The 24,425-nt window shown below is 48.1% G+C and carries 18 protein-coding genes, 1 pseudogene and 1 riboswitch; of the genes and pseudogenes, 18 read left to right on the top strand and 1 reads right to left on the bottom strand.

Annotated elements, in window-relative coordinates:
• The first annotated feature begins 271 nt into the window (after nt 1-271).
• The 12 genes and pseudogenes from M662_RS16395 (at nt 272) to M662_RS16345 (ending at nt 15,372) form a co-directional block, all read left to right on the top strand.
• Nucleotides 272-835, top strand: a complete 564-nt coding sequence (locus M662_RS16395) for a hypothetical protein (protein WP_026577987.1) — start codon at nt 272-274, stop codon at nt 833-835.
• A 1,180-nt stretch (nt 836-2,015) separates the two neighbouring features.
• Complete coding sequence (locus M662_RS16390; protein WP_026577988.1) at nt 2,016-3,152, top strand: restriction endonuclease-related protein; 1,137 nt, start codon at nt 2,016-2,018, stop codon at nt 3,150-3,152.
• Nucleotides 3,041-3,430 (top strand): annotated as a pseudogene (locus tag M662_RS19780) (hypothetical protein); the annotation flags it as partial. The gene M662_RS16390 and the pseudogene M662_RS19780, both read left to right, overlap by 112 nt.
• A gap of 312 nt (nt 3,431-3,742) precedes the next feature.
• Complete coding sequence (locus M662_RS16385; RefSeq protein ID WP_152522214.1) at nt 3,743-6,484, top strand: hypothetical protein; 2,742 nt, start codon at nt 3,743-3,745, stop codon at nt 6,482-6,484.
• Nucleotides 6,474-9,002, top strand: a complete 2,529-nt coding sequence (locus M662_RS16380) for a pPIWI_RE module domain-containing protein (RefSeq protein WP_026577990.1) — start codon at nt 6,474-6,476, stop codon at nt 9,000-9,002. Before M662_RS16385 ends, M662_RS16380 begins: the two co-directional genes overlap by 11 nt.
• 587 nt (nt 9,003-9,589) lie before the next feature.
• Nucleotides 9,590-9,763 carry a hypothetical protein gene (locus M662_RS16375; protein WP_162129312.1) on the top strand — a complete coding sequence of 58 codons (174 nt, stop codon included), beginning with the start codon at nt 9,590-9,592 and terminating at the stop codon, nt 9,761-9,763.
• A gap of 194 nt (nt 9,764-9,957) precedes the next feature.
• Nucleotides 9,958-11,013: an iron-siderophore ABC transporter substrate-binding protein gene (locus M662_RS16370; protein ID WP_026577991.1), complete on the top strand. Its 1,056-nt coding sequence runs from the start codon at nt 9,958-9,960 to the stop codon at nt 11,011-11,013.
• 9 nt (nt 11,014-11,022) lie between these two features.
• Complete coding sequence (locus M662_RS16365) at nt 11,023-12,042, top strand: FecCD family ABC transporter permease (RefSeq protein WP_051348906.1); 1,020 nt, start codon at nt 11,023-11,025, stop codon at nt 12,040-12,042.
• Nucleotides 12,039-13,070, top strand: coding sequence for a FecCD family ABC transporter permease (locus tag M662_RS16360; RefSeq protein WP_026577993.1), 1,032 nt, complete (start codon nt 12,039-12,041; stop codon nt 13,068-13,070). The genes M662_RS16365 and M662_RS16360 overlap by 4 nt, the downstream gene beginning before the upstream one ends.
• A complete protein-coding gene (locus tag M662_RS16355; protein WP_026577994.1) occupies nt 13,067-13,891 on the top strand; it encodes an ABC transporter ATP-binding protein in 825 nt (274 codons plus the stop codon). Before M662_RS16360 ends, M662_RS16355 begins: the two co-directional genes overlap by 4 nt.
• A 120-nt stretch (nt 13,892-14,011) precedes the next feature.
• Nucleotides 14,012-14,353, top strand: a complete 342-nt coding sequence (locus M662_RS16350; RefSeq protein ID WP_026577995.1) for a PadR family transcriptional regulator — start codon at nt 14,012-14,014, stop codon at nt 14,351-14,353.
• Nucleotides 14,354-14,367: 14 nt separating this feature from the next.
• Nucleotides 14,368-15,372 carry an HAAS signaling domain-containing protein gene (locus tag M662_RS16345; protein ID WP_026577996.1) on the top strand — a complete coding sequence of 335 codons (1,005 nt, stop codon included), beginning with the start codon at nt 14,368-14,370 and terminating at the stop codon, nt 15,370-15,372.
• Between the two features lie 80 nt (nt 15,373-15,452).
• Here the strand turns inward: M662_RS16345 and M662_RS16340 are convergent, their stop codons facing one another.
• On the bottom strand, nt 15,453-16,646 hold the full coding sequence (locus tag M662_RS16340; protein ID WP_026577997.1) for a NupC/NupG family nucleoside CNT transporter: 1,194 nt from the start codon (nt 16,644-16,646) through the stop codon (nt 15,453-15,455).
• A gap of 138 nt (nt 16,647-16,784) precedes the next feature.
• Nucleotides 16,785-16,886: riboswitch (purine riboswitch) on the bottom strand.
• A 265-nt stretch (nt 16,887-17,151) separates the two neighbouring features.
• On the opposite strand from M662_RS16340, the gene M662_RS16335 reads away from it, so the two are divergent.
• The 6 genes from M662_RS16335 to M662_RS16310 all read left to right on the top strand — a co-directional run bounded on the left by M662_RS16335 (nt 17,152) and on the right by M662_RS16310 (nt 24,370).
• Entirely contained in the window at nt 17,152-18,108 is a 957-nt protein-coding gene (locus M662_RS16335; RefSeq protein ID WP_026577998.1) for an ABC transporter permease, read from the top strand.
• Nucleotides 18,109-18,135: 27 nt separating this feature from the next.
• The gene (locus tag M662_RS16330) at nt 18,136-19,032 is read left to right on the top strand and encodes a carbohydrate ABC transporter permease (protein ID WP_026577999.1); all 897 of its coding nucleotides are present in this window, start codon (nt 18,136-18,138) and stop codon (nt 19,030-19,032) included.
• A gap of 44 nt (nt 19,033-19,076) precedes the next feature.
• Nucleotides 19,077-20,666, top strand: coding sequence for an ABC transporter substrate-binding protein (locus M662_RS16325; protein WP_328700164.1), 1,590 nt, complete (start codon nt 19,077-19,079; stop codon nt 20,664-20,666).
• 79 nt (nt 20,667-20,745) lie between these two features.
• Nucleotides 20,746-22,230 carry a glycoside hydrolase family 32 protein gene (locus M662_RS16320; RefSeq protein ID WP_051348907.1) on the top strand — a complete coding sequence of 495 codons (1,485 nt, stop codon included), beginning with the start codon at nt 20,746-20,748 and terminating at the stop codon, nt 22,228-22,230.
• Between the two features lie 26 nt (nt 22,231-22,256).
• On the top strand, nt 22,257-22,859 hold the full coding sequence (locus tag M662_RS16315; RefSeq protein ID WP_026578001.1) for a YesL family protein: 603 nt from the start codon (nt 22,257-22,259) through the stop codon (nt 22,857-22,859).
• Nucleotides 22,860-23,113: 254 nt separating this feature from the next.
• A complete protein-coding gene (locus M662_RS16310) occupies nt 23,114-24,370 on the top strand; it encodes an MFS transporter (protein ID WP_026578002.1) in 1,257 nt (418 codons plus the stop codon).
• The last annotated feature ends 55 nt before the right edge of the window (nt 24,371-24,425 follow it).

Here is a 24,425-nt window from a genome sequence, read left to right as displayed (position 1 = left end):
ATAGGAATGGTAAATAATGAAAATATAGTTGAAGGCTAAAGGTATGACTATTAATCTCGTAATTCAGAAGAAGAGAAGAAAAACTATTTTAAATGCCAACATTTATGAAACCTTGGCTAAAGGTATAATTTTTCAAATCAAAAGGTCTCGAAACTAGCAACCACAAGGAATTCTATAACTTCTATGTTAATCTTAAAATATATGGAAACCTTTGATAAATTTAGAGGTTTCTTTTTAATTTATTTAATTAAATTTAGGAGGGGGAGAAGTTTTGGAGGTTGATTGGAATAATTTGTCCGTTGTTATCCCTCTTATAGTTTTACTGGTGACTTTAATCTTTAATCTTTTTAAAGAAAGAAGGGATAGAAACTATCAGTATAGACCAACAGCAACATTATATACGGTAAATACAACTGAATTGAATAATGATGATACCTATCTAATGTACAATGATGATATTGTACGAATCGATTTTCAAAGTAAAGGAGTATTTCTTAAACTTACCAATATTTCAGATCCACCCATGCTTAATGTCCTTGTAGATGTTCATTATAGTAATGATAGACTTACGCAAAAGTATCAGATATATTTAATCGAAAAACAAAAGTCTTTTATTATACCTATTTCAAACACAAATGTGCAAAATGGAACTCACGATATAATGGATAAATTTAATAAAATTCACATCACCTATAGGTCATTGTCAGGACAAAAATACTTTGCAAGAATAATGAGCAGTGGGAAAATAACTGTTGTTGCAAAGAGGTTTTTATTTAGTAGAGAAAAGATTTTGTCTACTAAGTCAAATAGAATCTCTGAGTTCAGAAAATCATAGATTTCATTACGGTAAAAAGAAATGTTAATATGCAGATGTGTCCTCGTCAGATGACGGAGCAGGTGAAATCTGTAGCGAGATTTGGATAAAAAAGCGTCATAAGTTCATCGAGCGGGTAATGATCTACGGGCCTTATAGAAGTGTGTCCACTTGTTACTTTCGGCATCATATTTCTCCTTGCTGCAAAAGACAACTAGGAGAGAAAGGCTTTCGCTGAGAGATTGGGTCTTGTATAAATGGAGTTATGCGCCTTTGATTCATAAGGGTGCACGCGTGGATTCTGATGTGACCATTGGACAAAGGAACTATCATTAAGGATAAAGCAATGGTGGAGAGCTATGCATAGATTGGAAGGCAGGTAAGGTTGCGGGAGGAGAGAAGGATTAAAGGTCAAATTTCCTTCTAGATTTTACAACCGTCCATGCGGAGTGGAAGCCATTGCATGGCGAAGAATGAAGATCGATGGAAAGTCCGGAACTGCAAGTGGGGGCCTTGATTATATGAAGGTGCTTCTGGAAAAGAGTTATGCACCGGAAAGGTGATCATCTATCCGACAAGGGGGATGTAACAGCTTTATAAGGCTGGGAAGAGAATAAAAGTAATGGAAAGAACCGTGCGGGACTATCAAATCGTCCCGCACGGTTCTTTTTTTCGCTCCCCAAAACAGTGGGGTGTTTTTTGGGGACCCTTCTTTTCTACAGGTTGATAGCCAAATCCGTCCTTGGTGCCGTAGCTTCGCATAAAGTAGTTTCCGGTAATTTCCTGAATGATTTTGGATAGGGGGGCTAATCGTACGGCAGATCGGGTGAGGAATAGTAGTCTTTCATGTGTTCGGAGAGCGAACGGAAATGTTCCTCTTCCTTAATAAAGAGACACGGAAATCGGCTGTTTTTTGTGTGCTGGAAAGGATGGCGAGAGACTTGTAATTTGGAAGACTTGCAGCGGTTTTGTGCTTATCCTGGGGTGCCGAGCTGTACTTTCATTATACGACGTCCGTGCTTCGGATAGGAAATTTAGCAATGGATCGGTAGGTTTGCCATTTTATCAAACAAGCAGTAAAGGGATAGCTGTTAACAATTAAAATTTGATGAAGCAAATTACCTATGCAAAAAAATGCGCCTCCTCTTAGGTTATTATGTTATTATTGCTAAAAAATAACAATAAAAGAGGAGGATGAACTTTGCGTGAATCGGTTGAAGAAGTCTGGATGAACTTTGTAAAACATTTGGTCGAGCTCGATCTGACTCTTATAGAAACAATGGACAGATTGGGGGGAGAAACCTCTGCAAATGATGCTTACCTGAAAGTATATAGGTCTGCTAAAGAGTTTCGTAATGCTCTGTTAGACCAGGATATCACCTTTTTTCAGAGTCCTCATGAAATCATAGCAGCTATTGATGAGCCTGTTAGTATCTATGGTGTACCAAATCTTCTTAGGATAGTCGGTGGGGAAGACGTTCCTGTCTATGACTCTTTTAAACGAACGGTTCGGAGCGAGTGGCGGCATGCTGTGGCAGAACTTCCGGAGGACAGGGGAACGGAATTATACAGACACGTGTACGAACAGTGTAAAGACTATGGTGGGGAAAAGGATTTTATCCGCTTTCGTGAACAATTGGGGTCCGGTGACTTTTCGTGTTTATTAAAGCGAAGGAATGTGGAAGGTCTAGTAGAACAGCTGCCGTTACCTGTTCGTTCCTTTGCAATAGAAACTTTCTTTATGGAATTACCGGCAACGATACGGGAGGTCGGAATTTGCCAGATGTGCGGTCAAGTATTGAATGTGCGCGGGGACGGGAGTATGGAGGCGTGTGTTGGTAAGAGGTGCAATGTCGAATCACCGACGAAGGTTAAATTGGAGGAATTTACGAGATATTGGATGGTCAATGATTGGACTATGCGTTTTATTCGGAGGCCCGGTATAGAGGAACGGAGGATAGAAGAAAAAACGAGAGCGATTTTGAACGGAGTTAGTAGATACACCGTAGAGGTGCACCCGGATTATGACCGGGTAGACTTGGCCATATGTGAGCGTGGGGAACGGAAGATTCAGGCAGATGTGAAGGATGTGAGTAATCCATGGAGCTTGGTCAAGTTTTTGAATGAGCAGTATAGCGATCTAAACGTAAAGCTGGGTGGATTAAATATGGTGTATATTGTGATCCCGCAAGATATTATCCGAAAGAAGTCAAATGGCTATGTGGAATGGGTCGAAGCGTATATCAACCCTTCATTAAAACCGTATCTGTCTATCTATTCCGAAGCGAAATGGTACAACTTGGTCCGTTCTTTATGTCCCGAGGAGGTGGAAGGTTGAAAGGTGTCATGGATATGTATCATGAATTTTTTAGAGGAGCAGGGTTAGGAAGCGGATCGGCAGGTAAAAGGATGCTATCAGTTGAATTGTTGCTTTTTCTAGCTTATCAGGAAGTTCCTCGTCCTTCTGCCAACGAATGCTGGACATTCTTACTAGGGTACCAGAAAGAGGAATCTCGCAGTCGTTCCATTTATTCTAAAGAAAAATGGCAGGAGTTACGACGGTTGGTGAGGGAATACCCTTTTGATTCTCAAAGAGCTTGGGAGGAATCGTTGCGCCAATACCAAGCGATGCCTTATGAATACCGTTTATTTTCTTTTATAAACGGTGGAAGTTATTGGAGGATGAAAAAGCCCGTGCATGAACCGGAGGAAGTGTTCAAGTGGCAACCGGAAGCATGGACCTCTTTCTTAATCCGGCAAGGATTGTTACGTACTGACAGAAGGGAACTTCCTTCTCTCTCCTCCGTGTATCAGCGAAAGGTACCGGGAAATTGGAAACGTCGGAACAAAAGAGTCTATTTTTATCATCGTATCCTCAAAGGGGCAAATGCATATGAAGGGACCACTTCGGTTCGAATGACGGGAGGAATGGCTGAGGGGTATATCCAGGCTGGTTCATTCAAGCATCGGCCGGGAAGCATCCCCCAGCTTCCTCCATGGAGAAAAAAGAACCGGTATCTTATGCCGATCAATCGTTCAGAAAGGATAAAAGTCGCAGAAGAGATGATGACGATTGCGGGGTCTCCCAAATGGCTACTGCAGTCTCGGCGAACTTTCATTAAGAAAGGGAGGAAGGTACCGGATTATCTGCCTTTTTACGAATCGATGCTGCATTTGGCCGGCGGCGTAGGAGTCGGGAAGAATGCTTTGATCGAGGAAGCCTTATACAGGATTTATAAAGAAGAGCGGCAGGATGGACTGACTTGCGTAGTTGTCCATACAATTGACCGGGCAAACCAAGTAAAGAAGCTATTGGATACGATGGGGATCCGTTCGGTTGTCGTCTCTGGTGTACACAATAAAGCCAGCCATTATCACCGTTTGCTGGAAAAAGAAATGAAAACCGCTACATCTTTAACGGATATTTTGAAAAGTAATGCATTATTGGAATCCATGGACAATGATTGTTTGATCAAGAGTTACCATCAGGTGGAAGGGAAAGGATTCCCATGTTTGAACAATCAGTTGGATCTCTGTCCTTATGCGGGCAGCTGCAACCAAATGAAGCCTTATCGGGAAATGGCGGAGGCCAGCGTATGGATTACCGTTCCACAAACGCTTATTAAAACAAAACTTCCGCACTTCGTCGACCCATTGAAAAGAATTCTACAACAGGCAGTCCATGATCTGGCTGACTATGTTTTTCTGGACGAGGTCGATAGTATCCAGGCGGTCTATGATGACAGTTCCGTGGATGAAACGCCGCTTACAGGAAGCCGCGAGCACTTCATCTATAAGTTGAACAATCAGACCCAGTCTGTGTTAAATGGAGAGAATCAAAAACAGCTGAGCAAACCAAGTGTAAAGAGATGGTCGATTAATTTATGGGAAATGTCCGCTGTACTATCCAATCTGAATGGATTGCTCCATGAACAAGAAGCGTTTGCGGAAAGGTACCTGAGGAAGAAGCTGCACCTCAATCAGCTTATTGCAGAAATCACAGATTTTTATTTGTGGGAATCCGAGGAAGAGAAGGGGGAAGAAAAAGATCAATTGCTGCGCTTCTTTTTCTCGTCCGACAAAAAGGGACCTTCAGCGGGAGAGACTGTTTATGTAAAGAACCTCAAGGAATACCGGTCGATATTGAATACAAACCCACACGAAGTAGATGAAGAGAGGCAGCGGACTTTAGAGAATTACTTCATTGATTACAAGCCATTGAACAATAGGAAGCAGAGTAGGCTTTATTCACTCGATACAAGCTATTGGCTGCTGAATCATTTGAAATTCGTCGTCTATTTAGACAAGTTTGAGACGCTCTTGAAAAGGCTCGTCTATCAATATTGGGATGTGGTTGATGATCTTAAACTGGAACGGACTCCTGAGGTGGATCAATTATTCGGGAGAGGGTCCAAGCTGTTCACTCTGCTTGATTCCGTCGTTACCGCAGTCCGGTACGGCTATCAACTCCGGTATAAGCAACAACGATATGAATTGTCCCTACTGACCTACCACGGAAAAGCGCGAGATCTTCTTATCCAGTGGCAGGACCGTTTGGAAGAATATATTCGGATAAAACAGAAAAAGGAATGGAAGAAAGTCAGGAAGGAAGGTCCGTGTGTCGTGATGTTGTCGGGTACATCGTGGGCCCAGGGATCTCCGCATTCCCATGTGGCGATCCCAGCTAAATGGAAGCTGCTATCTGAACATAAGCCGCCTTCCATAGAATTGCTCAATGGCCCTGTACCGACACAGGATGCGGGGTTCGATTATATATCTGTGAGTGGAAGTGGAGGCAAAAGGGAGGAGAACTTAAAAGATGTCGCCGACCACTATATTAAACACGTGATCCCAAAAGAGCTGGATCATTGGAAGAGAGAAGGGGACAAACGTGCGGTTCTGGTCGTCGTCAACAGCTACGAGGAAGCACGCGTGGTTGCAGGAGAATTCCGCAAACATAGGAACTGGAAGGGGAGGTTCGGATATCTTACCAAGCACGGGCTGGAAGTTAAGGAAGGTAAAGGGGAGGCATATTTAGCCAATCAGTTAGAAGATATTCCTGAATATGGATTGGATGTTGTTATTGCGCCGCTTTCTGTGACCGCACGAGGACATAATATGCTCCAAAGGAAGAAAGGCTCGGAGCACAAATCCTATTTTGGCAGTGCATGCTTGTTCGTCCGTCCTTACTACTACCCAGGCGATATGGTGAACATCTACACGTTGCTCCATGATGCGTTGGATAAGATAGTAATTAAATTAAATGATTCTGATCTGCGCTATGAAGCCTTCGCGAAGAAACTGAGAAAAGAGACGAATACTTTATTACGGCGGTACATTTCAATGCCCATGACTTTCAAAGTTTTGGAGAAAAACAAAATGGTGGAGCAGCTTTGCTGGTATACTCTCGTGTTGGTGATTCAACTGACTGGTCGCATGCAGAGAGGGGATACAGCATCCCGTGTCATATTGGCTGATGCTAAGTTTGACTATACAAAAGAGGAAGATAGATGGAGCCGTGACACCTCCATGGTCGCTGTGTGGAAAAGGTTGTTAAAGCGTCACGAAAAGAATGAAGTCTTACAGGCATTATATGGACCATTTTATACGGCATTGAAAGAAATGGAGGAATACTACGAAACAGGGAGTGTGTACGAAAATGAACTATGATGAAAATGGGCTTCATTTACACATGGGATCTATTGATGCGGACCTGCTGGAAGATAAAAAGATCTATACACTTATGATGCCTAAGCAAGTAGTGGCAGCTTTTCAACAATCGACAAGAATTCGCCGGTATGAGAAAAAACAACGAACCTTTGATCTAAGGAACCGCCTCGTAATGGAGCATCCAGATGTTTTCTTTGTGGAGCTGAAGTCATTCTATGCGTACCCTGCTTACCTTGAGGACAGCCTTCCGTTCCTCTATACGGAGAAACAGTTGGATTTGGAAGACGTGTTATTTACGATAGAAAAGTGGAGCAACGACTTAGAAATCGATCTTGGAATAGATCCATTGGATGGATGGGAATGGGTAGAACGGTCTGTATCAGATGTTTATCAAACGGACGAAAAATACAGCTTCTTAGCTGCCTACTATCATTATCAGTTCTCCAAGACTTCTAAAAACGTGGAAGGAGTTAACTTCGAGCAGCCAATCACCTTCAGGCTTGTGATGTACCAGTCGGGAGAAACATCCTGTGTGAGTGAGCCTGTAAGGATATTTCATTCGAATAAAAGAAATCCTTCTTATTCCTCCCCGGTCCTCTATGAAATTCAGGCGAAAGTAGTGACGAAGCCTTTCTCGGATAAGGTGTATCTGAAGATCAACACTAATTTAAAGAGAATCGTCGAGGCCCCTATCCATAAATCTTTACAGTGGGGAAAGCGTGGGAGTATTCTCGTCTATGGGACGGGCCTGTACAATCATAGTCGTGTAAGAACAGGAATGGAGCTCAAAGTAAAAAATGATAAAGGAAAGTTGAAACTTGACTTATCTGATATGAAAATGATGGAGCGCTTCCTTGGTCATTCTGCTTGGGAAGATCGTTTAACAAATAGGGAAACAAGTCCCGAAGATCCGTTTTCTTTTTATCCTATTTTCAACAATCACTATTACTTATCTCATCATGTCAATGTGGGAGCAGGTCTTGATTTAAAGCAACGCTGGAATTTGACCGTTGCATTCCTTACAGAAAACGGCTGTGCGCCTCTGGAAACCTTATCGAAGGAGGTGAAAGTACAGATGCGGAATAAGAGCAGCTTTCCGGTGGTATCAGGTCCTGTTGATATAGACGTATGGGATAACGAAGAAAAGAAAGTCTTTCACCAAATCCCTCACGGCTTCAGCGGATGGGGAAAGTTGGATGTGCTGAAAGAAGGATTTTCTACCGCGGATGATGCATTGGAAAGAATATTACAGAAAAAAGAAGGTAAAGGTTGTTTATTGGAGCTCTCCAATGTAGACGCATATGACGATTTGATAGCAGTCCTTCCTTCTGTATGGAAGGAACTGCAACTGGAGCTACTCATAGCTTTTCATTCGTCTGAGAAAGTAAAGAGAGTCTGTGTATTCGAGAAGCAATCATTACTCGAGCTGAGGTTTTGGTTTAAAGATCGTATCCATATGGTGGAGCCCTTAGCAGGAAAGGGATCTGAAGAAGAAAGGTTCAAAGCGAATGAAGTAAGAAGAATCATACAACAAACAGAACATCATGATAAAGCGATCGTCCATATACCTGGATATCATCTCAGCCCAGCGACAGCTTCTTTGGACAGTAAGAAAGCCGTCGGGGATGGCTTTAGGCAAGAACGTGTACTCGTGCAATTCATTAATAGCCTCGACATTTCGAAAAAGGAAGACCCATTTAAAATACCTGCCTGTGTCCGTGACTTGTTACAACATGCTGGGTATCTTCCTCAATGTATCTACGACAAATTACCTCTGTCAGAAGTTTGGGTAGGGGTGAAATTGTTAAAGGTTAATAACAAACGATATCTAGTTGTCTCCAGAAAAAAAGGAGTGACAGAAACGGCCTATAAGGTGATGGGAAAAGACGCTTGGTTGAACTACAGGGACATGTCCAAGTTTCTGATCACAGAAACCATGAAGAACAAGAAACAAAGTAATTCCATGAAAGAATGGTGGAATAATAAATTAGAAGATGCACTTGTCCAAATGGACTTAGAAGAAGGCAGTAATGTGAAGAATATTTATGTCGTTATGGATGCTTCATTAAGAAGCACGGCAGGAATCAAGTATTTGACAAATGGAGCTATAAGTTCCAACGAAGGCCTTCCGGAATGTTTCTCACCTCGTTATACATTGATTCGCTACAATGACACGGAAGAAGTGGCGGAAGGTACAAAGGTAAGTGTAAATAAAATTAGTATGGGCAGCGGTTTGTTCAGACATGGCAGTACACCGATCTTCAGTTCTGTTGGTGTTAAAACAGCTACGATGCCGAGGTTGAATTGGCAATTCAGTAAAGAGACAGGTGGAAAAGTAACGATAAATAGACAAGTCGTCCGAGAGATTTTAGTTGCCGGTGAACAAAAGGATGAAGAAACGATAGCAAAAAAAGTCCATCAATTGAGAAACGGAACGGTATCGTATAAAAGCGAAACAAATGAACCACTTCCGCTCCGATCGATCACCTTATTGGGGGATTATGTGAATGCAAGGTGAAAAAGTGCATCGTTTTACCTGCTAAATAGAAAAATTCCCTTCTTTACTGGAAGACGTCTGGGAGTTCGTTTCACTAAATATATTATCTTCCAGACCTCTTCAATTGGAAGATGGCGATGGCTGGCACAACGTTATAGGTAAGTAGATTATCTCCACTCAAGTATGCTCGAATAAAGGAAAGCATGGTGATAGAGTTCGTTGCTGTCGTAATAATAGAAGCATTAGGAGATTGCCTGCCCGCTTGTTTTTCTTTGTAAAATTTTTGAACAAGATAAGAACTCCTACCACGAACAAGTTACTTATAAAGAGACTGGGATCTAGAAGTCCTTTCATGACACCTCCAATAAATACCATCCTAATACTACTCATTTAATATAAAGAAAAAACTATCTTCACAAAATGTTATTTTCTAACTAAACTAACTTGATTTGTCAGATACTTTGAGTCAAAATAGTATAAAAGACTTAATACGTTGATACAGGAGCACAGGAATCGACAGAAACTCTCCGGAAACGGGGTCAGTCGCGGGCTTTTGCGATAGATGTCCCTAGGATGAATGGGAACGATTCGAGGAACGAGGTGGTCGTGTGAAAGAGGATTTGGGTTCTTCGTGGGAAGAGCTCGTGGAGCTGGCGATGGAGTCGTCCTGCTCGAAAGCGGAGTTCAGGCGGTTTTTGGAAGAGAGAAGAGCAGAGGATGCGGCGAAGCGGCGCAGGGAGTTTCACGTCGTTCCGTGTAAAGAAATAAACGCGTCGAAATAGGCGTATCGACCCGGGGATCAGAGGATTCCCGGCTTTTTTGTGTTTGTTTCTTTTTGTTCCGTCATGATTTTCGTCCCGGTGTCCATTGACAGGATTCCGAAATGCCTATACTATAAATGAGAATGATTATCGTTATCGAATATACATAACTTACACGATGATCGAACCATTATAAGAAAAGGTAGGGATCGAATATGTCGAATAGACGGAATTTTTCATATGTTTTGCTGTTGATGTTTGTGGGTTTCCTGTTTGTGCTTGCGGGCTGTGCGAGTGATTCTTCTTCCTCAGAGGAGAAGGAGGCAGAGGCTTCCGGATCGGAGGATGCGAAGGACGGGGAGATTGTGATTGAGCATGCGTTCGGTGAAACCGTCCTCGAGGAGAAGCCGGAGCGTGTGGCGACGGTGCAGTGGGGGAACCAGGACGTGGCGCTTGCGCTTGGTGTCGAGCCGGTAGGATTCTCGGCTGCGAACTACGGGGTGCAGGATGACAGTGGTCTGCTTCCATGGACGAAGGAGAAGCTGGATGAGCTTGGTGTAGAGGATCCGAATGTGTTCCAGGATACGGACGGGCTTGATTTCGAGGCGATTTCGGATTCGAATCCGGATGTGATTCTGGCCGCTTACTCCGGCATCACGCAGGAGGATTATGATTTGTTGAGTGAGATTGCACCGGTTGTTGCGTATCCGTCTTCTCCGTGGACGACGCCTTGGCGTGATCAGATTCTGATGAACGCGAAGGGGATGGGTATGGAAGAGGAAGGAAAGCAGCTGGTGGAGGATACGGAAGCGTTGATCGAGGAGAAGGCGAAGGGATATCCGGAGCTTGATGGGAAGAAAGTCGTTTGGGCGAACTTCTCGGCGGAGGATCTCTCCAGTCTTCATTTGTACACGCCGGCAGATACGCGGGTCGCTTTCCTTGAAGAGGAGCTTGGGCTCACGTATCCGGATCGTGTGAAGGACATGATCGAAGATGATTCGGAGTTTTTCCTGACGATCAGTGCAGAGAATGCGGACGTGTTGAACGATGCGGACTTCATCATTGGCTACGGGGATGAGAAGCTGTATGAAGCGGTCAAGGCGGATCCGCGTCTCGGTGAAATCGAGGCCATTAAGAACGGCGCGGTCGCATTCATCGGCGACGGGACCCCGCTTGCGGCATCCGGGACCCCGAGCCCGCTGTCCATTTCTTACACGATCGAAGATTATTTAGAGCTGCTTGCAGAAGCGGCGCGTAAAAGCGAGGAGTAACGAGGGACCGTGAGAAAAGGCGTGGCGATACATCAACCGAAGTATTTACCGCTCGTTCTCGTCCTGTCGCTCGTTCTGCTTGTCGTAAGCAGTCTTGCTTCGCTTGCGTTCGGTTCGCGGGTCGTGCCTTGGGAGGGCTTGATGACGGGGTTGTTTGAGGCAGGTGCGGATTCGTATGATGCAATCGTCGTGCAGGAGCGGATTCCGCGGACGCTTTTCAGCCTGTGCTGCGGGGCGGCGCTCGGGGTATCGGGCTCGCTCATGCAGGCGGTCACGCGCAATCCGATCGCAGACCCGAGCATCCTCGGTGTCAATACGGGGGCGGCGCTGTTTGTCGTAAGCGGCATCGCTTTCTTCCAGATTAGTACGGCGTCGGAGTATATCTGGCTTGCCATTGTCGGCGCGATGCTGACGGCGGTGTTCGTCTACGGCATCGGCTCGATGGGACGCGGCGGAGCGACGCCGCTCAAGCTCGTCCTTGCGGGGGCGGCGACGACGGCCGCACTGTCGTCGCTCGTCAGTGCGATCATGCTGCCGCGCACCGACGTCATCGATCAGTTCCGGTTCTGGCAGGTCGGAAGCGTCGGGGCCGGCAACTGGAGTGCGCTTGGTACATTTCTTCCTTTTTTACTGATCGGTCTCTTGCTTGCGGTGTTGTATGCTCCGGCGCTGAACGCTCTTGCCCTCGGTGATGAGGTGGCGAGCGGCCAGGGCGTCCGGACGGGCGTGCTCCGTATCGTCGCCGCCTTCGCGGGTGTTCTGTTATGCGGGGCAGCGACGGCGCTTGCCGGACCGATCGGGTTCATCGGGCTGTTGTCGGCGCACGTCATCCGCCTGATGCTCGGGCCGGACCTCCGGCTCATCATCCCGCTCTCCGCCGTTGCAGGAGCGATCATCCTGACGATCGCGGACGTGAGCGGACGGCTGATCGGCAGTCCCGGGGAACTCGAAGTCGGTGTCGTTACCGCCTTCATCGGGGCGCCGCTCTTAATCCTTTTAGCGACAGGAATGAAGGTCAGATCCCTATGAATGAAGCGATAGAAAAAATAAAACGTGGACGGCGGAAGAGGCGCCGGCGCTGGATCATCGTCAACGGGCTCCTTGCCCTGTTTGCGGTGGTACTCAGCGGGACGATGCTCGTCATGGGGAATACCGTCTACTCGATTCCGGAAGTGATCGCAGCGCTGTCCGGGGACGCATCAGGCGGGGCGGATTTCGCCGTGAACACGATCCGGCTGCCGCGGATGGTTGCAGGACTTCTTGCGGGGATTGCGTTCGGGATCGCCGGCAATACGTTTCAGACGATGCTCCGCAATCCGCTTGCCAATCCTGATATCCTCGGGATCACGACAGGATCGAGCGTTGCTGCCGTCTACTGCATTCTGATTCTGCAGACAAGTGAGGGTACGGCTTCTGCTGCTGCGATCATCGGTGGTCTCACTGCCGTCGTCGTCATGTACGCGCTCTCCCGCGGCCGGACGTTCTCGATCGGCCGGCTGATTCTGATCGGAATCGGCATCCAGGCGATTCTGAGCTCAGCGATTTCCTATTTATTGATGAAGGGCGGCAGGCAGGACTTACCGACGGCGATTCAGTGGCTGAGCGGAAGCCTGAACGGGTCGCAGATGGATAAATTGGGGCCGCTTGCGATCACGGTGCTGATCTGTGTACCGGTCGTCGTCCTCCTCGGGAAGCACCTGAGCATCCTCGAGCTCGGCGAACAGTCGGCGTCGTCGCTCGGATTGAACACGGACCGGACGAGGATCCTTCTGATCATTAGCTCGGTCGCGATGCTGGCGCTTGCGACGTCGGTGACCGGACCGATTTCGTTCGTCGCGTTTCTTGCCGGACCGATTGCGAAACGGCTCGTCGGGGTCGGCTATTCGAACGTGATTCCGGCCGGGCTCGTCGGCGTCAACCTCGTGCTCGGAGCCGACCTAATCGGGCAGTTCGCCTTTGACGTCCGCTTCCCTGTCGGCATCATCACAGGGATCCTTGGTGCTCCGTTCCTCCTGTATCTACTTATCCGTATGAATCGAAAGGGGAGTTTGTCATGAAGCCACATACATTCCGAACCGATCACATCCGCGTCGGCTACGAGGAGCGTACGATCCTCCACGACGTCGACCTTGCCATTCCGTCGAACAAAATCAATGTCATCATCGGCGCGAACGCCTGCGGCAAGTCGACGCTGTTGAAGACGATGGCGAAGCTGATCAAGCCGGAAGCAGGTGACATCACGCTCGACGGCAAGGCGATCAGCAAGATCCCACCGAAGGAGCTCGCCCGCGTGCTCGGCATCCTGCCGCAGTCGCCGGTCGTTCCGGAAGGCATCACCGTCGCCGACCTCGTCGGCCGCGGCCGCTATCCACATCAAAAGTTCCTGAAGGGGTGGTCCAAGCAGGATTATGAGGCGGTCGCGGAAGCAATGGAGATCATGAACATCACCGCGCTTGCCGACCAGAACATCGACGAGCTCTCCGGCGGTCAGCGCCAGCGCGTCTGGATTGCAATGGCATTGACGCAGGAAACGGACATCCTTTTTCTCGATGAGCCGACGACGTTCCTCGATATTACCTATCAGGTGGAAATCCTCGATATGCTGACGGACCTGAACCGGAAGCACGGGACGACGATCGTGATGGTGCTGCACGACATCAATCTTGCCGCCCGCTACGCCGATCACATTTTCGCGCTGCGGGACGGGGAACTGCTTGCGGAAGGAGCACCGTCTGAGATTATTACGAGTTCGCTTGTGGAGGACGTGTTCGGCCTCCGCTGCTCGGTGATTCCAGACCCCGTGTCCCAGACGCCCTTGATTGTGCCGAAGGGCAGGTATCATGTGAAGGAAGAAGAGCGGACGCTGATGCATACGTGAACGGAAGAGCCTGGATCTTGATGGTCCAGGCTCTTTTTTCATGAAGATGTGTAAAATAAAATAAGATGCAATTTACAATAGTGTGCGTCATACAGTATAATAAAAGCAGGAGTTGATGAGATGAGCAATGCGAAGGCGAAAGAACACCTGGATAAGCTGCTGCAGGAGCTGCGACGGGGTACGATTACGATCGGTGTGATGAGTCAGCTTTCTGAACCGCAGTACGGCTATTCGCTCGTTACGATGCTCGGGGAAAGAGGCATCCACGTCGAGCCGGGGACGCTGTATCCGCTCCTGCGCCGGCTGGAGAAGCAGGGCTTGCTTGAGAGCCGCTGGGACACGGGCGAGGCACGGCCGCGGAAGTATTACCTGCTGAGTCCGCTCGGCAGTGAGGTGTATGAGCTGCTCAAGGCGGAATGGCGCTCGATTGCCGCCAGTATGAAAGACGTCATGGGAGAATGAAGGAGGAGAAAAGGATGGAGATGGTGGACCGGTACATTTATGCCGTCACCCAGAAGCTGCCCGAGTCGCAGCGGGAGGATATCGCCCTTGAGCTTCGGACCTTGATCGAGGATATGCTCGAGGACCGCGCCGGAGAAAGGGATGTCACGGAAGAGGATATCGAAGCGGTGCTGATCGAGATGGGGAGCCCAAGGGAGTTGGCACAGAAATACAGAGGCACGAAGAATTATTTGATTGGTCCGGAGCTCTATGATTCTTATATTCTTGTATTGAAAATTTCCCTGATCGCAACGGCGGCGACCATTATTATCTCTTTCCTCGGCCAGGTAGTCGTCGATCCGACCCGCGTCATCGACCACTTCGTCGGGTGTATCGTCTCGCTCGTCACCGGACTGCCGACGGCCCTTGGCTGGACGACGATCGGGTTTGCGATCGTCGGCTATGCGGGAGCGTCGGATTCGATCGATCTTTACGGCGGGAAGGATTGGAAGCCTTCCAAGCTGCCGCCCGTCCCGGAGAAGAAAAGGCAGATCAAGCGCGGGGAGACGATTTTCAGCATCGCCTTCTACATGTTCCTGCTGGCCCTCTTCGCCTTCTCCAATGAATACTTCGGCATTTGGATTTTTAAAGGCGACGGCTTCAACGGCGTCGTACCGTTTCTGAATACCGGGAATTGGAACGCGTATCTGTTTCTCTTCCTGATCTTCGGATTCGGCATCATCAAAGAATGCCTGAAGCTCATCTACGGCAGGTGGACGGTCCAGCTGGTCATCTATACCGCCGTCGTCAATGTATTATCGTTCGGGGTGCTTCTGCTTCTGATCAACGGTCCGACCTTCTGGAATCCGGACTTCATGCAGCAGCTCGCGCAGACGGAATATTTTGTCGCCGGCAGTGAGGCCTATGACACGGTAGAAATCATTTGGGAACAGCTGACGATGTGGATCGTCGTCTTCATGGCTGTCGGATTGGTTTGGGACGTCGTGTCGGGCTGGTATAAGGTCAGGCAGGGGAAGTGAATGAATAAAGGAAAAGAGCGCGCAAAATGTGTGAATCATTTTGCGCGCTCTTTCTATACATGTATCCTCTTACATACTTTTTAAATAAACATATTCACAAAGATAGCTGTGATAAAGCTTGCCATCGTACCGGCAATAATCGCTTTGAAACTAAGCGATGCGATTTGTTTTTTCTTGGACGGAGCCATGGATCCCAGGCCGACGATCAATTGTCCGATCGTAGAGAGGTTTGCGAAGTTGCACAGTGCAACGGACAGGATTGCGACGGTCTGCGGCTGCAGCTGCTCCTGGATTTTCAGGACGTCCTGGAAGGCGATCAATTCATTTGCCGTAAGCTTTGTTCCGATAATGGATGCAGCGCGGAACGCATCCTCCACCGGGATGCCGACAAGGATCGCGAAAGGGTAGAAGGCATAGCCGAATATGGTAGCGAGATCGAGTCCGATGATGCCGAGCATGCCGTTGGTGAGAGCCAGGATACTGATGAAGGCAATCAGCAGACCGCCGATATTCGCAGCAAGCTTCACGCCGCTTACCGCTCCCTCGGAAATGGCTTCGAAAATATTGGTGTGGCCCGCCTCTTCCATCGAGACATCCTCTTTAGTTATCGATTCTTCCGTTTCCGGTTCCATCAATTTAGCTATGACAATCGTAACAAAAGGTACGGAGAAAACGGATATGAGCAAATATTTGATATCGATCCCCATCTGGGCATACGACAACAGGATGGCACCACTGGCGGAAGCCGTTCCTCCCACCATCACCGTAAACATTTCCGAACGGGTAAGCTTGGCCAGATAAGGCTTGATGAGTATGGGAGATTCGGCGACCCCAAGCATGGTATTGCCGACGGTGTTAAAGGATTCCACCCTCGTCGTACCGAAGATTTTGCCGACGACCCAACCGAGTCCGCGGACGACGAAAGGGATGATCCGTAAATAATACAAAGCGGATACAAGGGCCGAGATGAAAATGATGACCGATAATACCTGAATCGCAAAAACAAATCCGACAGAGGTTCCTTCTGCAAAGAAACCGCCGAATAGGAAATCGATTCCCTCCTGGCTGTAGTTCAGTACGTGCTGTACGCCCTGAGCGGCTTTCTCCAAAATCCAGCTGCCGAGGGGAACGTTGAGCATGAAGTAGACGAAGAGTCCTTCCAGCGCAACACCTGTAACGATCGTGCGCCATTTGATGGCTTTTTTATTTGTGCTCAGAAGCCAAGCCAGAAACAGTAATCCAATGAGTGATAAAATGCCGTAGAAAATATGCATGAGAGCCTCCTTAAAGTGGCTTCATAGACCCTTGCTATCGTTAGACGTCTGACCTTTTCAAACAACAAAAAAAGGCGCATCCTCTCCATCTATAAAGAAAGAAGAGAATGCACCTCCATTATTGTAAAAAGTCACATGGGGCGTTCTAACCTTCCTTATAGTCCGGCATTTTACGGCTGCCGGGTAGAAACTTATGGACCATATTTCCATAGATATATAAGGATCGTATGAAGTTGATTTCTGAATTCTAGCAAAGGTTTTCGGAATAAACAATAGGTCCATGAAAAGTATCAAAATAGCGAATATTAAAAATTCCATCTATTAAATAAGTACGTGTTGCAAAAGGAAAATTTTTCACTATAAAGGGTAATGCTTTACGCTTCTGTAATTTTCAGAATATTTTATGTCAACCCGTTGACATATGAAACCGGATGACATATGATTTGTGTAGGCGCTTACAAAAATAGTTAACCGGTTGAATTCTTGAATAAAGGAGAGTGAATGGATGGATAACATCGTCAGGACTTCCGCCATGAAACGGGCGGAAAAGAAGACGAGGGCCAAGCGGCGATGGAGAGGGATTCTCCAAAACTACGAGCTTTATCTTTTTCTGCTGCCTGCCATCATCTACTTTTTGTTGTTTCATTATGTTCCGATGTACGGAGTATTGATCGCTTTCAAGGAGTACATACCTTCGGAAGGGATTCTTGGAAGTCCATGGGTCGGTCTGGAGCACTTCACCCGCTTCTTCCAGTCCTATAATTTCTGGGATTTAATCGGTAATACGATCTGGCTCAGTGTGTTTCAACTGGTGATCGGGTTTCCGCTGCCGATCATCGTTGCCTTGTTATTGAACCAGATGATCAACGAACGGTACAAACGGTTCGTTCAAACGGTCATTTACGCTCCGCATTTCATCTCTGTCGTGGTGCTTGCCGGAATGGTGTTCGTATTCTTCTCTCAAGATGGGCTGGTAAACAGTATCCTCGGCGTATTCGGGGTCGAACCGATTGCGTTCATGTCACAGCCGGAGTGGTTCAAGCCGTTATATATCGGGTCCGGTGTCTGGCAGGAAACCGGCTGGTCGGCCATTATCTACCTTGCTGCTTTATCTGCAGTCAGTCCGGAGACACACGAAGCGGCCACGATGGATGGGGCGAATAAGTTCCAACGGATCCTCCATGTGGATATACCGGCAATTATGCCGGTCGCAACCATCCTGCTTATTCTTTCGGTCGGGAACATCATGAACATCGGGTTTGAGAAAGCCTTCTTGCTGCAGACACCTCTCAACCAACCGTCGGCCGAGATTATTCCGACCTATGTGTATAAAGTCGGTCTACAGCAGGCGGAGTACAGCTTCGCTGCGGCGGTCGGTTTATTCAACGCGGTGTTGAATTTAATCCTGCTCTGGTCCGTCAACCGGGCGGCGAAGAAATTATCAGGTACAGGTCTATGGTAGGAAGGGGGAAAGAAGATGATTCAAAGCATGAAAGCGAAGTTCGGCCGCAGGTCCCGGGAAGATAAAATCTTCGATGTACTGAATCTGCTCTTGATTACAGGTGTCTGTTTATCGGTTATTTACCCGCTGTACTTCATCGTCATCGCTTCCATAAGTGACCCCGATGCCATCTATGCCGGAGAGGTATGGTTCTGGCCGCAGGATGTCACGTTGGACGGATATAAACGGATTTTCGAAGACAGTACGATTTGGAACGGCTATAAGAATACGGTGGTGTACACCGTTGTCGGAACCGTGATTCAGGTGACGTGCACGCTGCTTGCCGGGTACGCCTTATCCCGGAGAGACTTGAGTGGTCGGACGCTCATCACCGTCGTGTTCGTCTTCACGATGTTCTTCTCCGGAGGGTTGATTCCAACGTACCTGCTCGTGAAGGACTTGGGACTGCTCAATACGATGTGGGCAATGATCCTTCCGAAAGCGGTTGCGGTCTGGAACGTCATTGTGGCGCGGGCGTTCTTCCAGTCGACGATTCCAGGAGAGCTGCTTGAAGCCGCTAAGATGGACGGCTGTTCCAACACAAAATTCTTCACAAGGATTGTCCTGCCGCTATCGAAACCAATTATTGCCGTCATGGTGCTGTTCTATGCGGTGGGGCAATGGAATTCCTATTTCGACGCTCTCATCTATTTGAACGATGAGAATCTCTATCCGCTTCAACTCGTTCTCCGCAACATCCTGACCCAGAACGAGATGAGTGTCCAAATGATGGGAGGCATCGACAACTTTGCTGCTCAACAACGTGTCGGGGAAATGATCAAGTACGGAGTGATCATCGTCGCCGCCCTGCCCCTGCTCATCATTTATCCGTTTGTTCAGAAGTACTTCGTCAAAGGTGTGATGATCGGGGGAATCAAGGGTTGATCCCCCTCCTGTAAGAGGATTCTTATTATGAAAGGATGAAGAGAATGAAGCGATCGATGCTGCTGATGGTTGTCCTGTTCCTCGGTTTGACGGCGTTTCTTACGGGCTGTTCCAATGCCTCTTCCACAGAGAAGAGAGAAGTGAAGGATATCGACCTGAATGAGGAAGGACTGCCGATCGTCAATGAGAAAGTGACCCTTTATTTCACTGCTCCGAAGTCCCCGCTTGCTCCGGGATTCGAAGAGATGACCATTTTTAAAGAATTGGAGAAGGAGACGAATGTCGAGATCAGCTGGGATAACTACCCGGATGAAGGATATCAGGAGAAGAAGAATTTGCTGCTTGCGAGTGGAGACTTGCCGGATGCTTTCTATAATTCCGGATTCAGTGATCTTGATTTGATGAAATACGGAAAGCGGGGGACGATTGTACCGCTTGAGGACTTGATTGAAGAGCATATGCCGAACCTCTCCAAACGTCTGGAGGAAAGACCGGCTCTGAAGAAAACGATTACGGCCCCGGACGGACATATCTATTCGCTTCCAAGAGCGGAGGAGATGGGCCTGGTCGAGATGCCGAACATCCAGTACATCAACAAAACGTGGTTGGATAAGTTCGGACTTGATGTTCCGACGACGTTGGAAGAATACCATGATGCGCTGAAGACGTTCGTCGAAGAGGATGCGAATGGAAACGGCAAGAAGGATGAAATCGGTCTGACGTTCATGTACCACGGCTGGTCGGGAAATCTGGGGGATTTGATTGCCCTGTTCGGCGTGCCGGATAACAATGAACACCGTATTGTGAAAGACGGAGAAGTGCTCTTCTCCGCCGCGCAGCCGGAATTCAAGGAAGCGATCGAGTATTACCACGGCTGGGTAAAGGAAGGCTTGATTGATAAAGAAGCGACGACTCATGATATGGCGAAGCTGTTCTCGAAAGGGAAGACAGATGATATGACGATCGGTTCCTTCCTCTGGTGGGAAGATACGGAGCTCGTGGGCACGGACCGCGTCGATAATTACGTCGTCATGCCTCCGCTTGAAGGGCCGGCAGGCAAAATTGTCGGTAAGTCGAACTATTCCGAGTATCACCGGGATGCGTTTGTCATGACAGAAGTGAACCCGTATCCGGAGCTGACGGCACGCTATATGGATCAATTCTATGCGCCGAAGATGTCTGCACAGGTGAACTGGGGACCGCTTGGTGAAGTGTATGAAGAAGACAGCAATGGCATGCTCGTGAACAAGGAGCTTCCAGAAGGAGTACCGATGGGTGAATTCCGTCCAAAAGTAGCTCCGGGCGGGCCGTTCGTCGTCTTGGAAGAGGATTTCGGGACGGTTGTCGATATGGAACCGCGTGCAAAAGAACGTCTCGCGATCTTGGAAGAACATTACAAACCACATATGGTGGAAGAGAGTTATCCGAAAGTATTCTTCGAGGAAGAAGAGTTGGAACGGATCAATCAGCTGGAAGTCAATATCATGGAATTCGTGAATCAGAAGAAAGCCCAGTGGCTCATGGAGGGCGGCATCGAAGAGGAATGGGATGCCTATATCAAGCAGCTTGAGGAAATGGGGCTGCCGGAGCTGATGGACATTTACCAGAAAGGATACGATGATTTCAAAGAGTGAAGACAATGGATAAGGGGAGGTTTGCCACCGATGAGGCAGCAGACCTTCTCTATGTAGAAAAGGACCAGGAGGAGATTAGATGACTGTATTAAAAGAGACGCCGAAAGATTTCGCACGGGAGAAGTACCGACCGCAGTACCATTTCTCACCGAAAGAGAACTGGATGAACGACCCGAATGGCATGGTGTACTTCCACGGAGAATACCACTTGTTCTATCAATATCATCCGTTCGGTACGACCTGGGGACCGATGCACTGGGGCCATGCCGTCAGTAAGGATATGGTGGAGTGGGAGCATTTGCCGGTGGCACTCGAACCGGATGAGCACGGCATGATCTTCTCTGGAAGCTGTGTCGTCGATTGGGAAGACACATCTGGATTGTTTGATGGAAACGCAGGGCTGGTCGCCATTTTCACCCATGCGAAGGAAGTTGCGGACGGGAATCATATCCAGAAGCAAAGTCTTGCCTACAGTAAGGATGACGGGCGCACGTGGGTGAAGTATGCAGGGAATCCGGTGCTGGAAGATGCATCCCTTAAAGACTTCCGGGACCCGAAAGTATTTTGGCATGCCCCGGATCGTCGCTGGGTGATGGTCCTTGCCGCCGGAGATTGGGTCAATATTTACACGTCTCCGAACTTGATCGAGTGGTCATATGCGTCGAGCTTCGGGAAAGAGGAAGGAGCGCATCTCGGGGTATGGGAGTGCCCGGATCTTTTTCCTTTACAAGTGGACACTTCTAATGAGAAAAAATGGGTGATGATCGTCAGCATCGGGGACGATCCGCAGTATGAGGAAGGATCACGGACGCAGTATTTCATCGGAGAGTTCGATGGGGAGCACTTCGTTGCCGATGAACCGGAGGCGGTGCGATGGCTGGATTACGGCCGCGATAATTATGCCGGAGTGACCTGGTCGGACATTCCGGAAGAAGACGGCCGCCGGATTCTGCTCGGCTGGATGAGTAATTGGAGATATGCCAATCAGCTGCCGACTGAATCATTCCGCAGTGCCATGACGCTTCCAAGAGAGCTGACGCTTCGGACGACGCAATCAGGCATCCGCTTGTTCCAATCTCCAGTCAAGGAGCTCGGTACTTTGGAAGAAACGATTTCAGAAAAAGTGGATGTGTCTGTCGCCGGGAACTACCGTCTGGCGGACGATTTAAAGACGGGGACGCTCAAAGTCGAGCTCACAGTCGATCCGACAGACAGCCGGCATTTCCAGCTTGTCCTTCCGACGACGAACGGGGAGAAAACCGTGATTGGATACGAATCGGATACAAGCCGGGTGTATATCGACCGCTCCTTATCCGGAGAGGATCGCTTTCATGAAGACTTCAGCGGCTGCCATGCAGCTTACGTTCCTCCGACGGGACGGCCGATGACGTGGCAGGTCTATGTCGATCATTCTTCCGTCGAGTTATTCGTAAACGATGGGGAAGTGGTGCTGACAGATTTGATTTTCTCGGAAGGTGTCGTGCAAGGTGTGGAATTGACTGCTGAGGAAGGTCATGCTGCTGTTTCGAAACTGAAGGTCGCCAGGATACGTTCGGCCATGTAGGTAAGGGATGAAGGAGGGGGAAGGAATTGAAGATCTTGGACAGTTGGGCTTACAAAACGCTGGAGAGAATTGTTGACTTCGTGCTTTTGAATCTCTTGTGGATCGTGCTGTGTATTCCAGTCGTGACCGTGTTTCCGGCGACGACGGCCATGTTCAGTGTGCAGCGGCGCCTGATCATGGAGAAGGAATACCAAGGGGTGTTCCGCCCGTTCTTCCGGAGTTTCCGGGAGAACTTCAAGCGCAGCTTTCTCTTGTCTGTCTTATGGGCCGGACTCGCCATTTTTCTCTACTGGGATTTCCAACTGTTGAGTCTGCATCCTTCCTTTTTGAGCACGCTGCTTTATGTCCCGTTCGGCCTGCTGCTGTGCGTCTTTCTGGCGACGACGATCTACTTGTTTCCGGTCATCGTCCATATCGACTCGGGAATGAAACACACCATCCGAAATGCGCTCATGCTGATGGTTTCGAATTTCGGGCCGACGATGCTCCTAATTGGTCTGACCGTTGTCGCCGGCTTTATTGTCTATCAGGTGCCGGCAACGATCTTCGTCCTCGTCAGTCCCTACACTTATCTTGTATATAAATTGGCACACCATATGTTTGCAGACATCGAAGTGGTGGAGGCGTGATGCAGGAAGGTTTCGTTACGAAACTTATATTTATTCTATTCTCAGGGAGTAAGTTGTTTGATAGATGAAAAGGCGCCCCATCTTCAGGTGGGCGCGCTTTTTCGGTGAAAAAGGTTTTATTTTCTATCCGCTTCTCTATTTAAGAGAGTAGGACGAGCCGGTTGCAACGTTATATGTCAACCGGTTGACATAATTTTGAAACCGCTTTATTATAAGGTTAATAAAAGGTTTTTTTTGGAAAAGGAGTGGTATAGATGAACGTGTTCCGCAACGTGAAATATTGGTATTCTTCCGGATTTTTGTTCTTGTTCTTCATCACTTGGTCGGTTTGGTGGTCGTTCTATTCCATATGGTTGAATCAGAATCTGGGACTCACTGGTTCACAAACGGGAACGATTTTCTCCATTAATTCATTCGCATCACTCACCTTCATGTTCCTATATGGGATCATCCAGGATAAAATCGGTACGAAGAAGTATATCCTCTGGTTTCAGAGTGTCTTGTTAATGGGGACGGGACCGTTTTTGATTTATGTGTACGAACCGTTACTGCAGACGAATTTCCTGATGGGGGCGGTTCTCGGAGGCATTTTCTTCGGAGCTGGATTCATCGGTGGTGTCGCATTTCTTGAATCGTATACGGAGAAGATCAGCCGGAAGTACCATTTCGAATTCGGAAAGACGCGTATGTGGGGTTCCATTGGTTACGCAGCGGCGACACTCAGTGCTGGAATCCTTCTCAGTATCAACCCTCATCTGAATTTCTGGGCAGCTTCGGTCGCAGGTATCGGATTTTTCCTACTTACATGGACGTTCAAAGTAGATGAGCCGGAGGAGGATAAAGAAAAGGCATCTTCGCTTTCTGTAAAGGATATTTTGTCTGTACTGAAGTTGAAGAAATTCTGGCTGCTGCTCGTCTATTTGTTCGGAACCGCCTGCATCTATACGGTGTATGACGTGCAGCTGTTTCCGGTCTATTTCACAGAACAGTTCACCGATGTCGCGACCGGTCAGCAGGTCTACGGATATTTAAATTCCTTCCAAGTGTTCATCGAATCGGCGATGTTGTTCGCTGCTCCCTTCATCGTCAATAAGATTGGAGCGAAACAGGCGCTGATTTTAGCAGGATTCGTCATGGGATCACGCATCATCGGATCAGGACTGGCCGACGGACCGGTTTCCATTTCACTTGTCAAGCTTCTGCATGCCTTCGAACTTCCGATCATGCTCATTGCTGTTTTCAAGTACATTGCCTTGAATTTCGATGCACGGATGTCTGCGACCATCTATTTGATCGGGTTCAAAGTCTCTGGAGAGGTCGGCGTCATCGTCTTTTCCAACCTCATCGGGCGTCTACTGGATGCGACATCCTTTGAAACGACTTATTTCGTTTTGGGAACCATCGTTTATGGGTTCACCATTCTATCTATCTTCCTTCTATCGAAACACCGGAAGAAAGAGGAGAATCGCTCTTATCGGACAACGTATCAGGAAGCGGAAGGATCGGCCTGATTTGAAAGCGGTATCAAAAACGAAGAGGGAGCCGGGTAAATACTCGGCTCCCTCC

The sequence above is a fragment of the Bacillus sp. SB49 genome (assembly GCF_000469135.2).
Classification (GTDB): Bacteria; Bacillota; Bacilli; order Bacillales; family Halobacillaceae; genus Halobacillus.
Note: the sequence above shows the minus strand (reverse complement) of the source record. Positions and strands in the feature narration are given on the sequence as shown.

What these genes read in the sequence shown, in the direction of transcription:
- M662_RS16385 (WP_152522214.1), top strand. Translation starts at nt 3,743, where the DNA reads ATGGCTGAGGGGTATATCCAGGCTGGTTCATTCAAGCATCGGCCGGGA.
- M662_RS16380 (WP_026577990.1), top strand. Translation starts at nt 6,474, where the DNA reads ATGAACTATGATGAAAATGGGCTTCATTTACACATGGGATCTATTGAT.
- M662_RS16370 (WP_026577991.1), top strand. Translation starts at nt 9,958, where the DNA reads ATGTCGAATAGACGGAATTTTTCATATGTTTTGCTGTTGATGTTTGTG.
- M662_RS16360 (WP_026577993.1), top strand. Translation starts at nt 12,039, where the DNA reads ATGAATGAAGCGATAGAAAAAATAAAACGTGGACGGCGGAAGAGGCGC.
- M662_RS16355 (WP_026577994.1), top strand. Translation starts at nt 13,067, where the DNA reads ATGAAGCCACATACATTCCGAACCGATCACATCCGCGTCGGCTACGAG.
- M662_RS16350 (WP_026577995.1), top strand. Translation starts at nt 14,012, where the DNA reads ATGAGCAATGCGAAGGCGAAAGAACACCTGGATAAGCTGCTGCAGGAG.
- M662_RS16345 (WP_026577996.1), top strand. Translation starts at nt 14,368, where the DNA reads ATGGAGATGGTGGACCGGTACATTTATGCCGTCACCCAGAAGCTGCCC.
- M662_RS16340 (WP_026577997.1), bottom strand. Translation starts at nt 16,646, where the DNA reads ATGCATATTTTCTACGGCATTTTATCACTCATTGGATTACTGTTTCTG.
- M662_RS16335 (WP_026577998.1), top strand. Translation starts at nt 17,152, where the DNA reads ATGGATAACATCGTCAGGACTTCCGCCATGAAACGGGCGGAAAAGAAG.
- M662_RS16330 (WP_026577999.1), top strand. Translation starts at nt 18,136, where the DNA reads ATGAAAGCGAAGTTCGGCCGCAGGTCCCGGGAAGATAAAATCTTCGAT.
- M662_RS16325 (WP_328700164.1), top strand. Translation starts at nt 19,077, where the DNA reads ATGAAGCGATCGATGCTGCTGATGGTTGTCCTGTTCCTCGGTTTGACG.
- M662_RS16320 (WP_051348907.1), top strand. Translation starts at nt 20,746, where the DNA reads ATGACTGTATTAAAAGAGACGCCGAAAGATTTCGCACGGGAGAAGTAC.
- M662_RS16310 (WP_026578002.1), top strand. Translation starts at nt 23,114, where the DNA reads ATGAACGTGTTCCGCAACGTGAAATATTGGTATTCTTCCGGATTTTTG.